General features: G+C 70.4%; 11 protein-coding genes. 8 read left to right on the top strand and 3 right to left on the bottom strand.

Features of this window, described 5'->3' with window-relative positions; translation table 11 throughout:
* Positions 1-26 precede the first annotated feature (26 nt).
* From IFT82_RS00465 to IFT82_RS00455, 3 genes are all read right to left on the bottom strand, one after another.
* Positions 27-515 (bottom strand): hypothetical protein, encoded by a 489-nt coding sequence (locus IFT82_RS00465; protein WP_199860264.1) that lies wholly within the window; start codon positions 513-515, stop codon positions 27-29.
* Between the two features lie 61 nt (positions 516-576).
* A complete protein-coding gene (locus IFT82_RS00460) occupies positions 577-2,013 on the bottom strand; it encodes an AMP nucleosidase (protein ID WP_192123303.1) in 1,437 nt (478 codons plus the stop codon).
* 68 nt (positions 2,014-2,081) lie between these two features.
* Entirely contained in the window at positions 2,082-2,561 is a 480-nt protein-coding gene (locus IFT82_RS00455) for a peroxiredoxin (RefSeq protein WP_192123301.1), read from the bottom strand.
* 105 nt (positions 2,562-2,666) lie between these two features.
* On the opposite strand from IFT82_RS00455, the gene IFT82_RS00450 reads away from it, so the two are divergent.
* The 8 genes from IFT82_RS00450 to addA all read left to right on the top strand — a co-directional run bounded on the left by IFT82_RS00450 (position 2,667) and on the right by addA (position 15,793).
* Positions 2,667-3,227: a YqgE/AlgH family protein gene (locus IFT82_RS00450; RefSeq protein ID WP_446740932.1), complete on the top strand. Its 561-nt coding sequence runs from the start codon at positions 2,667-2,669 to the stop codon at positions 3,225-3,227.
* A gap of 87 nt (positions 3,228-3,314) precedes the next feature.
* Positions 3,315-4,724, top strand: a complete 1,410-nt coding sequence (ahcY, locus tag IFT82_RS00445; RefSeq protein WP_192123299.1) for an adenosylhomocysteinase — start codon at positions 3,315-3,317, stop codon at positions 4,722-4,724.
* A gap of 201 nt (positions 4,725-4,925) precedes the next feature.
* Entirely contained in the window at positions 4,926-7,274 is a 2,349-nt protein-coding gene (locus IFT82_RS00440; protein ID WP_192123297.1) for a sensor histidine kinase, read from the top strand.
* Positions 7,271-7,720, top strand: a complete 450-nt coding sequence (gene tsaE / locus IFT82_RS00435) for a tRNA (adenosine(37)-N6)-threonylcarbamoyltransferase complex ATPase subunit type 1 TsaE (protein WP_192123287.1) — start codon at positions 7,271-7,273, stop codon at positions 7,718-7,720. Before IFT82_RS00440 ends, tsaE begins: the two co-directional genes overlap by 4 nt.
* Before the next feature lie 5 nt (positions 7,721-7,725).
* Positions 7,726-8,694: an aminoglycoside phosphotransferase family protein gene (locus tag IFT82_RS00430; RefSeq protein WP_192124223.1), complete on the top strand. Its 969-nt coding sequence runs from the start codon at positions 7,726-7,728 to the stop codon at positions 8,692-8,694.
* The gene (locus tag IFT82_RS00425) at positions 8,691-9,446 is read left to right on the top strand and encodes a nucleotidyltransferase family protein (RefSeq protein WP_192123285.1); all 756 of its coding nucleotides are present in this window, start codon (positions 8,691-8,693) and stop codon (positions 9,444-9,446) included. Before IFT82_RS00430 ends, IFT82_RS00425 begins: the two co-directional genes overlap by 4 nt.
* Entirely contained in the window at positions 9,439-12,390 is a 2,952-nt protein-coding gene (locus IFT82_RS00420; protein ID WP_192123277.1) for a PD-(D/E)XK nuclease family protein, read from the top strand. Before IFT82_RS00425 ends, IFT82_RS00420 begins: the two co-directional genes overlap by 8 nt.
* A complete protein-coding gene (gene addA, locus IFT82_RS00415; protein WP_192123275.1) occupies positions 12,374-15,793 on the top strand; it encodes a double-strand break repair helicase AddA in 3,420 nt (1,139 codons plus the stop codon). The genes IFT82_RS00420 and addA overlap by 17 nt, the downstream gene beginning before the upstream one ends.
* Positions 15,794-15,799 lie beyond the last annotated feature (6 nt).

Genomic DNA, 15,799 nt, shown 5'->3' with positions numbered 1-15,799 from the left:
CGTTCCGATCACCGTCACCTGATCGATCAATCCACGGTCTTTGCCGGTACCGTGTTTTCGTCCGCGATCCCCGCTTCGAAGGAGGCGGAGGAATCGCTGCCATCGGGTTGATGCGCGATCGCCTTGGTCTTGGCTACGGCGGGATTACCCGGTTTGGCGGAACTGCCGCGCAAGCTGAGCAACGCAGCCGCCGCACCCGCAACCGCCAGTCCCGCGCCGATCGCTGCCACGCCCCATTTGCCGCCGACCCGGTCGGTGGCGGTCCTGGCCGCCGCTTTGGTGCGCGTGGCGGCCTTGCGTGCGGGGTTCTGTCGCGATGCCGCAGCGGCGGTACGCTTGGTCTTGCGGGGCTTGGGCGGCGCCTTCGCCTTGACCGGTTCCACCGCAGGGGCGATGGCCGGCTTCGCCTTCACCGCCCGGGGCTTGGCGGCCGCCGACTTGGCCGGGGTGGTCGAGCGACGACGTGCCGGCTTCTTGGGCGTGGTATCGTCGGCGGGCGTGTCGGTATCGGCCATGATCGGCTCCCTCGGAATGGTTCCGGGAGCGTAACGCCACCATCACGCGATGGTTGCGATCCTAGCGGAAGGGGGGTTCGTTGAAGGCGCGCAGCTTGCGGCTGTGCAACTTGGCGCCTTCGAGCCGCAACTGCTCGCAGGCCTCGATCCCGATCCGCATATGCTCGCTGATCGCGCGTTCGTAGAACCGGTTGGCCTGACCGGGCAGTTTCAACTCGCCGTGCAGCGGCTTGTCAGACACGCACAGCAACGTGCCATAGGGTACCCGGAAACGATAGCCCTGTGCCGCGATCGTCGCCGACTCCATATCGATGCCGACCGCCCGGCTGAGCGAAAAGCGCAACGCGGAGCGGGAATAGCGCAATTCCCAGTTGCGATCGTCGGTCGTTACGATCGTGCCGGTGCGCAGGCGACGTTTCAGTTCGTCACCCGATTGGCCGGACACAATCTCCGCCGCCTTGGCCATCGCCACCTGCACCTCGGCGATGGCGGGGACGGGGATTTCGGGCGGCAGCACGTCGTCCAGCACATGGTCGTCGCGCAGATAGGCATGGGCGAGGACGTAATCGCCGATCCGCTGCGACGGGCGCAGGCCGCCGCAATGGCCGATCATCAGCCACGCTTCCGGTCGCATCACCGCCAGATGGTCGCAGATCGTCTTCGCATTGGAGGGGCCGACACCGATATTGACCAGCGTGATGCCGGTATTGTCGTCCGCCATCAGGTGATAGGCCGGCATCTGGTGACGGCGCCACGCGCTGTCGGTGACGATGGTGTCGACATCCTCGGGCCGCGTGATCATCACATTGCCGGCGCCCGACAGCGCGGTGAACCGGCTGCCCTCGCCAAGCTGCGATGCGGCCCAGCGAACGAATTCATCGACATAGCGGTGATAATTCGTGAACAGCACGAACCGCTGCACATGCTCGGCCGGGGTGCCCATGTAATGGCGCAGCCGCGCCAGGCTGAAATCGGTGCGCAGGCCGTCGAACAGCGCGAGCGGTCGGGTGCCGTCCGCCGTCATCCACAGTCCGTCGGCGATCTCGTCGCCGATATGCGCCAGTTCGGTCGCGGGAAAGAAGCGGGACAGTTCCGACGCGGATACCTCGTCCAGGCTCAACGCGTGGCCGGGATCGAGGACATAGGGGAAAGGTATCTCCTGCCGCCCGGCCACCGCCTCGACGGTGACGTCATAATCCTCGATCAGCAGATCGAGCTGTTCGGTCAGATAGGCGGCGAAGGTCGCCGGCTTGGTCACGCTGATCCGGTATTCGCCGGCCGATACCAGCCGGCCGAACGAGCGCAACGGCGCGGGCCGGCCATGCTCGCCGGCGAACCGCAACCGGATTTCGGGATAGGCGAAGCTGCCGTCGGACCGTGCCGCGGCATCGGGCACGGTCCGATCGGTGAGATAGGCGGTCAGCGCCGCCTGCAACCGCGTGACGGAGGCGGTGTACAGGCGGTCGAGTTCGGCGACGATGGTGGAAGCGGTGGACATGCCCGATCGCTACGCCCCGACGAAGACGGAGGCAAGACACCGCCTCCGCCCCGCCCGCCCGGCGATCCCTACAGGGCGCCCAGCAGGTAATCGCCGGAACTGACGCGAAATTCGCCGGGCTGCTCGACGTTCAGCTGGGTCACTACGCCATCTTTCACCAGCATCGAATAACGCTGGCTGCGGGTTCCCATCCCGAACTTGGAACCGTCCATCGCCAGCCCGAGCGCCGTGGCGAATTCGCCGTTGCCGTCCGCCAGCATGGTGATGCCCGCCGCCTCGGCCTGCTTCGCCCAGGCCTGCATCACGAACGCATCGTTGACGGAGGTGCAGGCGACCTCGTCGACGCCCTTCGCCTTCAGCAGGTCCAGATTGTCGACGAAACTGGGCAGGTGACGCGCCGAGCAGGTCGGCGTGAAGGCGCCCGGCACCGCGAACAAGGCGACGGTGCGGCCCGCGAAGAAGTCCGCGCTGTCGATGCTGTCCGGGCCGTCGTCAGTCACCTTGACGAGGGTGGCGGAGGGAATAGGCTGGCCGATGGCAATGGTCATGATGATCTCCTGAGGTTCGGGCGGCATGTCGATGGGGCACGCCGCCATTTCAAGCGATCATTCCGGCGTGGCGGAGGCGGCCGGCACGCGCTATGACGGTGGGACGTGTCGCAAGCCGCTTATCTTACCGGACAATTCCTGTTGGCGATGCCCGGTATGGGCGATCGCGATTTCGATCGTGCGGTGATCGCGATGTGCGCGCACGATGCCGAGGGCGCGGTCGGGATCGGGCTGGGCGACGTGATCGGGGGGATCGGCTTCCATTCGGTGCTTCGGCAGTTCGGGATCGATCCGGGCGATGCGCCCGACGCGCCGGTCCATGTCGGCGGCCCGGTGGAGGTGCGCCGTGGCTTCCTGCTTCACTCGCTCGACTGGATGGGGCAGGATTCGGTCGACGTGGCCGGACGCTGGGCATTGTCGGGGTCGCTCGATATCCTGCGCGCGATCGCCGCCGGGGCGGGGCCGCGGCAATGGGTGATCGCCCTCGGCTATGCCGGCTGGGGCGCGGGGCAGCTGGATGGCGAACTGGCGACCCCTGGGTGGCTGCCGGTCAAGGGCGGGATCGACCTGCTGTACGATGTGCCTGCCGCCGACCGATGGCAGCGCGCCTTTGCCGATGCGGGCATCGATCCGCGCCTGCTGGTGAGCGGAGCGGGAACCGCCTGAACAGATATAAAGATATCTTTATATTTGATCGCGGGGGACGAACCTCGTAAGGACGGCTTCATTCATTCGCGTTCAGGAGCATCACTCGTGGCCACCGCACTTGCCGCCGAGACCAACGACTACGTCATCCGTGACATCGGCCTCGCCGATTTTGGCCGGGCGGAAATCCGCATCGCCGAAACCGAGATGCCCGGCCTGATGGCCCTGCGCGAGGAATTCGGCGCATCGCAGCCGCTGAAGGGCGCGCGCATCACCGGCTCGCTGCACATGACGATCCAGACCGCGGTGCTGATCGAGACGCTGACCGCGCTGGGCGCCGACGTGCGCTGGGCGACCTGCAACATCTTCTCGACGCAGGACCATGCCGCCGCCGCCATCGCCGCCGCCGGTATCCCGGTGTTCGCGATCAAGGGCGAGACGCTGGCCGAATATTGGGATTATGTCGGCTCGATCTTCGACTGGGGCGACGAAACCGCCAACATCATCCTCGACGATGGCGGCGACGCCACGATGTTCGCGCTGTGGGGCGCCAAGCTGGAAGCTGGCGCATCGTTCGGCGAGCCGGAGAATGACGAGGAGGTCGAGTTCCAGCGGTCGGTCAAGGCATTCATCGCCAAGCGTCCGGGTTATCTGACCGAGACGGTGAAGAACCTGAAGGGCGTGTCGGAAGAGACGACCACCGGCGTCCACCGCCTGTACGAGATCGCCAAGAAGGGCGAGCTGCCGTTCCCCGCGATCAACGTCAACGATTCGGTCACGAAGTCGAAGTTCGACAATCTGTACGGTTGCAAGGAATCGCTGGTCGACGCGATCCGTCGCGCCACCGACGTGATGCTGGCGGGCAAGGTCGCCTGCGTCGCGGGCTTCGGTGACGTCGGCAAGGGCTCGGCCCAGTCGCTCCGCAACGGCGGCGCGCGCGTGATGGTGACCGAGGTCGATCCGATCTGCGCGTTGCAGGCGGCGATGGAGGGTTTCGAGGTGGTGACGATGGAGGACGCGGTGACCCGCGCCGACATCTTCTGCACCGCGACCGGCAATGCCGACGTCATCACCGCCGATCACATGAAGGCCATGAAGCCTATGGCGATCGTCTGCAACATCGGCCACTTCGACAGCGAGATCCAGATCGCCGCCCTGTCGAACTACAAGTGGACCGAGGTGAAGCCCGGCACCGACCTGGTCGAGTTCCCGGACGGCAAGCAGATCATCGTGCTGGCCAAGGGCCGGCTGGTGAACCTGGGTTGCGCGACCGGCCACCCGTCGTTCGTGATGTCGGCCAGCTTCACCAACCAGACGCTGGCGCAGATCGAGCTGTGGACCAAGAGCGACCAGTACAAGAACGAGGTCTATGTCCTCCCCAAGCACCTCGACGAGAAGGTCGCGGCGCTGCATCTGGAGAAGCTGGGCGTGAAGCTGTCGCAGCTGACGCCGAAGCAGGCCGGTTACATCGGCGTGCCGGTGTCGGGGCCGTTCAAGCCGGATCACTATCGCTACTGATCCCGTGCCGGTTCCGGTGGGAAGCGGCATCACACGATCGACGGGCGTCGGCTTTTGCCGGCGCCCGTTCTCGCGCCGGGGCGATCCGGGCTTGCATGATATGGACTTTGGCGTAACCCAATGAACCGATCGTGAGCGCAACTGGCAGACCGAACCGATGATCCTTCCCCGTCCATCGGCGCCCTGCCGTGGCGGCCGGCGATGATCGTCATCCCGAATCTGACGGCGGTGGCGATCGGTGCGGTCGTGTTCGTGCTGCTGACGGCCGGCGCCGCGCTGCTGTTCGTCGGCCTGCGCGCCCGGCGGCAGGCCGTGCAGGTGATGCACGACAATCGCGCGCTTCAGGCGATGTTGCGGACCAGTTCGTCGCTGGCGATGGTGGTGCGCGGCGACGGCCGGGTCGACATGCCGCCCAGTCTGGCCGACTGGTTCGGCCTGACGGTGCAGCCGACCTCGCTGGCGGCGATGCATCAGGGCGATGCCGGGCTGACCGCCGACGACGCCGCGATGCTGGAACATGACGTGTCGATCGCCCAGAAATCCGGGCGCCCGTTCGACCGGGCGATGCGGCCGCAGGGGTCGCCGCGATCGCTGACGCTGCGCGGTACCCGCGCACCGTCCGAACTGGGGCAGGGCGTGATCGTCGTCTGGGTGCATGACGCGACCGAGACGAGCGGCGAGATCGAGCGGCTGCGCGGCGTCAACGCCCGGATGCGCGATGCCTATGACGCGCTGACCGGGCTGATCGAGGCGGCACCGATGCCGATGTGGTATCGCGGTGCCGACATGCGGCTGGCGATGGTCAACTTCGCCTATGTCGAGGCGGTGGAGGGTCGCGATGCCGCCGATGTGATCGCGCGCGGGCTGGAACTGATCGAGGGGTCGGACCGCGGCGGGCCGCTGGCCGGAGCCACCGCCGCGCGCAGTCACGGCCGCCCCAGCGAACAGGTGCTGCCCGCCACGATCGATGGCGAACGCCGGACGCTGCGGGTGATCGACGTGCCGCTGCCGACCGGCGGCGTCGCCGGTTTCGCGGTCGATATCGAGGATCTGGAACAGGCCCGCAGCGGCGCGAAACGCTTCGCCGATGCGCAGCGCGAGATGCTCGACCGGCTGTCGGCGGGCGTCGCGCAGTTCGGGCCCGACCGGGCGCTGGTGTTCTTCAACCAGCCGTTCCGCCGGATGTTCGCGATGCGCGCCGAATGGCTGGCCGACCGGCCGGAGTTCGACCGCGTGCTGGAAAGGATGCGCGAGGCGAACCGCCTGCCCGAGGTACGCGATTTCCCCGGCTGGAAAGCGGAGCGGCGTGGCTGGTTCATCGGTGCGGAGGGCCCGACCGAAGAGAACTGGCATCTGCCGGGCGGGCTCCACATCCGCGTCGTGGCCCAGTCGCTGCCCGAGGGCGGGCTGCTGCTGGTGTTCGAGGACCGGACCGAGCAGGTCCAGCTGGCGAGCGCACGCGACACCTTGCTGCGCGTCCGCACCGCCACGTTCGACAATCTGTTCGAGGCGCTGGGCGTGTTCGCGGCGGATGGCCGGTTGCAGCTGTGGAACAATCGGTTCCGCGCGCTGTGGGATGTCGATGAGGAATTCCTGTCCGGGCACCCCCGGGTCGACGCCTTCGCCGAACGGGTAGCGAGCAAGCTGGCCAGCCCCGGCCGTGCCAGCCTGATCCCCGATCTCGTCCGCTCCGCCATCGCCGATCGCCAGCAACGCGGCGGGCGGATCGCGCTGGCCGATGGCCGCCATTTCGAATTCGGGGCGGTGCCGCTGCCCGACGGCAACGCGTTGTTCACGCTGCTGGACATCACCGACAGCCGCCGTGCCGAACAGGCGCTGCGCGAGCGCGCCAACGCGCTGGAGGCGGCGGACAAGGTGAAGACGCAGTTCGTCGCCAACATGAGCTACGAGCTCAAGACGCCGCTGACTTCGATCAGCGGTTTCGCCGAGATGCTGCATGGCGGTTATGCCGGTGCGCTGCCGGATCAGGCGGGCAGCTATGTCGAGGCGATCCTCGATTCGGTCGAGCGGCTGGCGCTGCTGATCGACGATGTGCTCGACCTGACGCGGGGCGACGAGGGAGCGGAGATCGAGCGCGGCGATGTCGACCTGGGCGTCGTCGTCCGCTCGGCCGCCAAGGCGGTGCAGCCCGCGATCAAGCGCCACCATATCGACTTCGCGATCGAGGTCGGCCGCTCGGTCGGGCGCGTGCAGGGCGATGCGAAACGGCTGCGCGAGGTCGTCGAGCATCTGCTGCGCCATGCGATGGCGGCGCTGCCGCAGGGCGGGCGCATCCTGCTCCATGCCGACGGTACCGCGACGCGGGCGCGGATCATCGTGTCCGACGACGGGCCGGGCCTCGATCCCGACAGTCTGGCGCGTGCCTTCGACCGGTTCGCCGAACCCAACCTCCAGCCTGGCGGCGAACGCGCGCTGGGGCTGGGTCTGCCGCTCGCCCGGCAGTTCGTGGAGGCGCATGGCGGCACCGTCCAGCTCGTGTCCGAACAGGGGCAGGGTACGCTTGTAACGGTGGAGTTGCCGCGGCGATGACGGTCCTTGCCGATGCGGCGGCGACCCACGCGGTCGGCATCGCGCTGGCCGGGGTCGTGCGGCCGGGTGATGTGGTGACGCTCACCGGGCCGCTGGGTGCCGGCAAGACCAGTATCGCGCGGGGTCTGCTCGCGGCGCTGGGGCTGGCGGGGGAGGCGCCGTCACCCTCCTATGCGATCGTCCAGCCCTATCGTCCGCCGGAGGTCAATCTGCCTGTGCTGCACGTCGACCTGTACCGGCTGGACGACAGCGACGCGGTGGCGGAACTGGGACTGGAGGACGAGCGTAGCGATGGCGTGCTGCTGGTCGAATGGCCCGATCGCGCCGGCCCGCGCGCCTGGCCGGAGGCGCTGGCGCTGGTGCTGGCGATCGAGCCGGACGGCACCCGTCGCTTGACAGCGACGGTGCCCCCGGCTTGGGAAGCGCGATGGCCGATCCGACCCTGATGGCGATGGCGCCGCCCCCCGGCGCCGCTGCATTCCTGACGCACCATGGCTGGGGCGATGCCGCCATCGCCCCGCTGGCGGGCGATGCGTCGTTCCGCCGTTACTTCCGGGTGACGGATGGTGCGCGCCACGCGGTGCTGATGGATGCGCCGCCGCCCCATGAGGACCCACGGCCCTTCGTCGCCATGGCGCGCTGGCTGGAGGAGCATGGCTTTCTGGCACCGTCGATCCTGGCGCTGGACGAGGTGCAGGGGCTGGTGCTGATCACCGATCTGGGCGACGTGCGCTTCCGCGAGACGGTGGATGCCGACCCGGCGGGCGAGGTGGCGCTGTACGGCGAGGCGATCGATCTGCTCGTCGATCTGGCGCGACATCCGGCCGGCCCGCTCCCACCCTATGACCGGGCGGTGCTGCACCGGGAGGCGGCGCTGTTCGTCGACTGGTATTGCCCGGCGGTAGGGATCGAGCCCGACCGGGACGGGTATGTCGCGGCGTGGGATGCCGTGTTCGATCACGCGATCGCCGCCGCGCCGGTCACCGTCCTACGCGATTACCATGCCGAGAACCTGATGCTGGTGGGCGAGGGGCGGCAACTGGGCCTGCTCGATTTCCAGGACGCGCTGGCCGGCCATCCGGCCTATGACCTCGTGTCGTTGTTGCAGGATGCCCGCCGCGACGTATCCCCCGCGATCGAGGCGGCGATGCTGGCACGATACCGCGCGGCGACCGGTGCGGACGCGGCGTTCCTGAACGCCTATCACGTGCTGGGCGCGCAGCGGAACGCGAAGATCGTCGGCATCTTCACCCGGTTGTGGCGACGCGACGACAAGCCCCGCTATGCCGGCCTGTGTCCCCGCGTCTGGGCGTGTCTGGAACGCGATCTGGCACAGCCGGTGCTGGCGCCGGTCGCGCGGTGGTTCGACGCCAATATCCCCGCCGACCGGCGCGGCGATCCGCTGGCGATCGCGGCATGAACCGGCAATTGTCGATCCGCCCCGATCCGGGCGCGCGGGTGCCGCACACCGCGATGGTGATGGCGGCGGGGCTGGGCAAGCGGATGCGCCCGCTGACCGCCACCCGGCCCAAGCCGCTGGTCGAGGTCGCGGGCAAGCCGCTGATCGACCATGTGTTCGATCGGCTGGCGGCGGCGGGCGTGACGCGCGCGGTGGTGAACGTCCATTACCTCGCCGATACGCTGGAGGCGCATCTGCAGGCGCGCGGCGACGGGATCGAACTGGTCCTGTCCGACGAGCGGGCACAGTTGATGGAGACGGGCGGCGGGCTGGCGCAGGCGCTGCCGCTGCTGGGCGATGCGCCGCTGTTCGTCGTCAACAGCGACAATCTGTGGGTCGACGGCCCGGTCGACACGCTGAAGCAACTGGCGGCGCGGTGGGACGGCGATACGATGGACGCGCTGCTGCTGATGGTGCCGCTGGCGCGGGCGCACAATCATCGCGGCGCGGGCGATTTCCATCTGGGCGGCGATGGCCGCATCACCCGCCGACGGCGGCCGGGCACGGTCGCGCCCTTCGCCTATACCGGCGTGCAGATCATCCATCCGCGCCTGATCGCGGACTGGCCGGCGGGGCCGTTCTCGACCAACCTGTTCTGGGATCGGGCGATCGCGGCGGGGCGTGCCTATGGGCTGGTCCATCAGGGACTGTGGTTCGATGTCGGCACCCCGGCGGCGATCCCCCGGACCGAGGCGTTGCTGATCGATGGCTGATGCCCGGGCCGGGATAGGGGCCGGGGCCGGCGGCGTCGCCCGGCCGCGCCTGTACACCATCCCCGCCCACCGCGCCTTCGCGGATGCGCTGGTCGCCGGACTGATGCGCGCGCGCGATCCGCACGAACTGGCACGGGGCATGGTGCTGCTGCCCAACAACCGCGCCGTGCGCGCGATCACCGATGCGTTCGTGCGGGCCAGCGGCGGCGGGCTGATCCTGCCGCGGCTGGTGCCGCTGGGCGATCCCGATCTGGGCGAGGCGGTGGGCGCATCGCTCGATCCGGTCGATGACGAGGCGCCGCCGCCCCCTGCGGTCGCCCCGTATGCCCGGCGCATGATCCTGGCCCGGCTGGTGGGCGAGGAACGGGCACGGGCCGGCCATCCGGTATCGGGGGCGGAGGCGGTGCGGCTGTCCGGCGATCTGGCCCGGACGCTGGACCAGTTGCTGGTGGAGGAGGTGCCGCCCGCGCGCCTTGCCGAACTGGATCTCGCGCCGGAGCTGACCGAACATTGGCGCCGCGCGCTGGCGACCTTTTCGGTGGTGCTCGATCGCTGGCCCGCCGAACTGGCGCGGCTGGGCGTGATCGACGCGGCGGCGCGGCGGGCGCGATTGCTGGGCCAGCTGGAGCAGCGATGGGCGCGGACGCCGCCGGCCGGGTTCGTGTGCGCGGCGGGGATCACCGATGCCGCGCCGGCGGTGGCGCGGCTGCTGCGCTGCGTATCCGGCATGGCGCATGGACAGGTGGTGTTCGCGGGGCTCGACCTCGACATGCCGGACGCGGAATGGGACGCGCTGATGCCGGCGGAGGGCCGGGCGATCGAGACGCATCCCCAGTTCCACCTGCGCCAGTTGTTGCATCGGATGGGGGTCGGCCGGGGCGAGGTGTCGCGCTGGCGCGGCGGGGGCGAGGGGGCCGATGCCGATGCCGCGCGGGGCAGGGCGATCGCCAACGCGCTGGCACCGGCCGATTTCACCGGCAAATGGACCGATCTCGCCGCCGCCGATCGCCGGCTGACCGGGGTGACCGCCGCCGAACTCGCCACCCCGGCGGACGAGGCGCAGGCGATCGCGCTGGCGCTGCGCGAGGCGCTGGAGGAACCGGAGCGGACCGCCGCGCTCGTCACCCCCGATCGCGCGCTGGCGCGGCGGGTGGCGGTGCATTGCAGCCGCTGGGGCATCGAGATCGACGACAGCGCCGGCCGGCCGCTGTCGCTGGCGGCACCCGGCACGCTGCTGCTCGCCCTGGCCGAGGCCGCGGCGCAGCGGTTCGCGCCACTGTCGCTGCTCGCGCTGCTGAAGCATCCGCTGGTGCGCGGTGGCGAGGCGCGGTTGCCGTGGCTGGACGGGGTCCGCCTGCTCGACCGGGCCTTGCGCGGGCCGCGCCCGCCGGCCGGGCTGGACGGGATCGGCGGCGCGCTGAAGGGACGGGCGGCGGCGTTCTGGGCGGAAGCCTGCCCGGCGCTGGAACCGGTGGGCAGGACCTTCGCCGCCGGGCCGCAGCCGCTGGGCGGGCTGATCGCCTGCCTGCGCGAGGCGGCGGTGGCGCTGTGCGGCGATCCGCTCTGGTCCGGTCCGGCCGGGCGGGCGGCGGCGGAGTTCATCGCCGATCTGGAGGCGGAGGCCCCCGCCGGCCCCGCGACGGTCGATCCGGTCGAGGTGCCGCAACTGCTGCGCACGTTGCTGGACGAGGTGGCGGTGCGGCCGGCGCAGGGGCGCGGGCATCCACGCCTCGCCATCTACGGCCTGATCGAGGCGCGGTTGCAGACCGCCGACCTGATGATCCTGGGCGGCCTGAACGAAGGGGTCTGGCCCGGCCGGCCCGCTCCCGATCCGTGGCTGGCGCCGCGCATCCGCGCGACATTGGGCGTTATGGGGCTGGAACGGCGGATCGGCACCGCCGCGCATGATTTCGCGCAGGGGCTGGGCGCGCCGCGCGTGATCGTCACCCGCTCGCGCCGCGACGGATCGTCGCCGGCGCTCGCCTCGCGGCTGTGGTTGCGGTTGCAGGCGATGGCGGGCGACCGGTTCGAACGCGATCATGCGCTGGAGGAACGCGCCCGCCTGATCGACGCAGCCGCCGCGCACGAACCCGCCGCCCGGCCGGCCCCGTCGCCGCCCGCGCAGCGCCGGCCGCGCGCGATCTCGGTGACCGAGGTCGATCGGCTGAAGGCGGACCCCTATGCCTTCTATGCGCGCCGGGTGCTGCGGCTGTCGCCGCTCGACCCGGTCGATGCCGATCCCACCGCCGCGTGGCGGGGCAACGCCGTCCACGACATTCTGGAGCAATGGTGGCGACAGGACGCCTGCGCCCCCGATGCGCTGCGCCCGCGGGCGATGCGGATGCTGGAAACCGCCGAGGTGCATCCGCTGCTGCGCGCCTTGTGGCAGCCGCGATTGCGCGAGGCGATCGACTGGATCGCGGATCAGGTCACCGCGTTCGCCGCCGAGGGCCGTCATGTGCTGGCGGCGGAGGGCAAGGGGACGATCGAGATCGCCGGCGTGACCCTGTCGGGGCGCTATGACCGGCTGGACCGGCTGGCGGACGGGCGGATCGCGGTGATCGACTACAAGACCGGCAAGCCCCCCAGCGCGACGGCGGTGCGCGAGGGGTTCAGCCTGCAACTGGGTTTGCTGGGCCTGATCGCGGAGCGCGGCGGGTTCGAGGATGTGCGCGGGGTGGCGGGCGCGTTCGAATACTGGTCGCTGGCCAAGCGGCGCGACGCGTTCGGCTATATCGATTCGCCCGTCGATCCCGACGGCAAGCGCGACCGCATCGTGACCGGGGATTTCACCACGCTGGCGGCGGCCAATTTCACCGACGTGGTGGGCAGATGGCTGACCGGCACCGAACCGTTCACCGCCAAGCTGGTGCCCGATTATGCCCCCTATGCCGAATACGACCAGTTGATGCGGCGCGACGAATGGTATGGCCGTGACCGCTGAACTGCGCCCCCTGCCACGCCTCAAGGGCGATCAGGCCGCGGCCAGCGATCCGCAGGCGCATGTCTGGCTGTCCGCCTCCGCCGGCACCGGCAAGACGCAGGTGCTGTCCGCCCGCGTGTTCCGCCTGTTGCTGCAGGGGGTGGAGCCATCCGCGATCCTGTGCCTGACCTTTACCAAGGCGGGCGCGGCGGAGATGGCGCACCGCGTCAACGCCCGCCTCGCCGCGTGGGTGCGGCTGCCCGATACGGTGCTGGCCGCCGATCTCCATGCGCTGGGCGAGCCCGGCGATCCGGTGCAGCGTGGCCGCGCCCGGACGCTGTTCGCCAAGGTGCTGGACGCGCCGGGTGGCGGCCTGCGCATCCAGACGATCCACGGGTTTTGTCAGGGGCTGCTCGCCGCCTTCCCGGTCGAGGCGGGGCTGACCCCCGGCTTCCGCCCGCTGGAGGCGCGCGAGGAGGCGGTGCTGGCGCGCGAGGCATTGGCGACGATGCTGTCCGATGCCGAGCGCGAGGGGCGCGGGATCGTGGTCGAGACGATCGGCGCGCTGTCGCTGCGGCTGGGCGAGGGCGGGGCGGAATCCTTCCTCCATGCCTGTGCGAAATCGCTGCGGGCGCTGGAGGCGTTGCCGTCCGGGATCGGGCCATGGCTGCGCCGCGCGCTCGACCTGCCGCAGGGTGAGGCGGCGGCGGCGATCGCGGAGGGCGTCGCGGCGCTCGACCTGGCGGCGATCCGCCGCATCGCCGGGGCCAATGCCGCCTGGGGCACCGCGACCGGCCTGGCCCATGCCGATATCGTCGCGCGCTGGCTGACCGGCGGGGCGGAGGCGCGCGCCGCCTCGCTGTCGGAACTGGCCGGGGTGGTGCTGACCGGCAAGGGGGAGCCGCGCAAGGCATCGCCCAAGCTGATCGCGGCGGAACCCGATTATGTCGAACTGGCGACCGAGCTGGGCACGCGATGCATCGACATCATCTCGCTCGGCGCGCGCATCGGCTATGCCGATCTGCTGGCGGGCGGGCTGGCGGTGGGGCGCGATTATGCGCGCGCCTATGACGTGGCCAAGCGCCGGGTCGGCGGGGTCGATTTCGACGACCTGATCCGCAGCACCGTCGCACTGCTCGAACAACCGGGCGTCGGCGAATGGGTGCGCTTCAAGCTGGATCAGGTGACCGAGCACGTTCTGATCGACGAGGCGCAGGACACCAATCTGGACCAGTGGCGGATCGTGCGGGCGATCGCCGACGAGTTCTTCGTCGGGCGCGGCGTCCATGCCCCGTCGAGCCGGACGCTGTTCACGGTCGGCGACTGGAAACAGGCGATCTTCGGCTTTCAGGGTACCAGCCCGTTCAACTTCGCCTGGGCCGAGCGCCATTTCGGGCAGCAGGCGCAATCGGTGGCGGGCGATGACGACTGGCCGGAGGAGGAACGCGGCCTGCCGTTCCATCGGCTGTCGCTGACCCAGAGCTTCCGCTCGACCCGGCCGGTGCTGGCCTTCGTCGACGCCGCCGTGGCCGAGGTGCCCGAACCGGGGCTGGGCGCGATCGGCGCGATCGAGACCCATGCCAGCGAGGTGCCGGGATCGGGCAGCGTGACGCTGTGGCCACCCGTCGTGCCGGGCGACCATGGCGAGGACGAGGAAGAAGGCTGGGTAACCGACTCGGTCCGGCAACTGGCGGGCGATATCGCGCGGGCGGTACGCGGCTGGCTGGACGAGAAAACGATGCTGGGTGCGCGCGGCCGGCCGATCCGGCCCGAGGATGTGATGATCCTGGTCAAGCGTCGTGGCGATCTGGCGGCGCTGATCGTGGCGCGCCTCTATGCCGAGGGGGTGCCGGTCGCCGGGGTGGACCGGTTGCGGCTGAACGCGCCGCTGGCGGTGCAGGACCTGCTGGCGGCGGTGCGCTTCGCGTTGCAGCCGGACGACGACCTGTCGCTGGCCAGCCTGCTGGTGTCGCCGCTGATCGGGTGGACGCAGGACGAGCTGATGGTTGCGGCACCCCGCAAGGAGGGCAGCCTGTGGTCGCATCTGGCCGATACCCAGACGACCGAACGGCTGGCGCCGCTGCGCCGCATCCTGGCACGCGCCGATTTCACCACGCCCTATCAGTTCCTGGAGGAGTTGCTGTCCGGGCCGCTCGACGGGCGACGCAAGCTGCTCCACCGGCTGGGCGCGGAGGCGCGCGATCCGATCGAGGAACTGCTGGGCGCGGCACTGGCGTTCGAACACACCACGACGCCGTCGCTGCAACGCTTCCTCGACTGGTTCGATCGCGGCGACGTGGAGATCGTGCGCGACCCCTCCGCGCCGCTGGACGCGGTGCGGGTGATGACCGCGCACGGGGCCAAGGGGTTGCAGGCGCCGGTGGTGATCCTGGCGGATGCGTGCGTCGATCCCACCGCCTCGCCGCGATCGGTGCTGCGCTGGTCGCCGGAGGACGGCGCGGCGGCGATCCCGGTGTTTGCGCCACGCGCCGGGGAACGGGGCGGCCCGCTCGACGAGGTGCGCAGCGCCGCCGAGGCGCGCGAACTGGAGGAGCATTGGCGGCTGTTCTATGTCGCGGCGACCCGCGCCGAGGAACGGCTGGTGATCGCCGGCGCGCTGGGCCCCAAGGCGAAGGGGGAGCCGCCAGCCGCCAGCTGGTATGCCGCCGCCGCCCGCGCGATGACCACGCTGGGAGTCCCCGTGGTCGAGGGCGGCGGCGTCCGGCGGTTCGAGGACGGCAAGCCGGTGCCGCCGGTCCGCGGCGAGGCGGCGACGGCGACCCGCGATCCGGTGCTGCTGCCCGACTGGGCGCGGACGCCCGCGCCGGTCGAGGCGCGACCGCCGCGTCCGCTCGCGCCGTCGGCGCTGGGCGAAGACATGGTTTCCGACCCGCCACCCACCGCCGCGATGCGGGCGGCGGCGGAGCGGGGCAGCCTGATCCATGCGCTGTTCGAGCGGTTGCCGGCGGTGGCCGCCGCCGACCGCGCACGCGCGGCGGATCGCTGGCTGGCGCAGGCGGCGGGTATCGGTGAGGCGACGCGGCGGGCGGAGATCGTGGCGGCGGCGCTGCGGGTGATCGACGATCCGGCGCACGCCGCGCTGTTCGGCCCCGACAGCCTGGCCGAGGCGCCGATCGCCGCGACGATCGAGGGCGGGCTGGTGGTGTCCGGCAAGGTCGACCGGCTGCTGGTCGGCAACACCATCCGCGTGGTCGATTTCAAGACCGGCCGGCGCGTGCCCGATACGCCGCCGGATTATCACCTGCGCCAGATGGCAGGCTATGTCGCCGCCCTGAAAGTGATCTTTCCGGGGCGGCCGGTGGAGGCGTCGTTGCTGTACACCGCCGGGCCGGTGCTGGTCACGCTGACCGACGCCGATCTGGCGATGCACAAGCCACGCTATCCCGTCACGGAGCAAAGCTGATCGCCC

The organism is Sphingomonas sp. CFBP 8760 (assembly GCF_014841615.1).
Classification (GTDB): Bacteria; Pseudomonadota; Alphaproteobacteria; order Sphingomonadales; family Sphingomonadaceae; genus Sphingomonas.
Note: the sequence above shows the minus strand (reverse complement) of the source record. Positions and strands in the feature narration are given on the sequence as shown.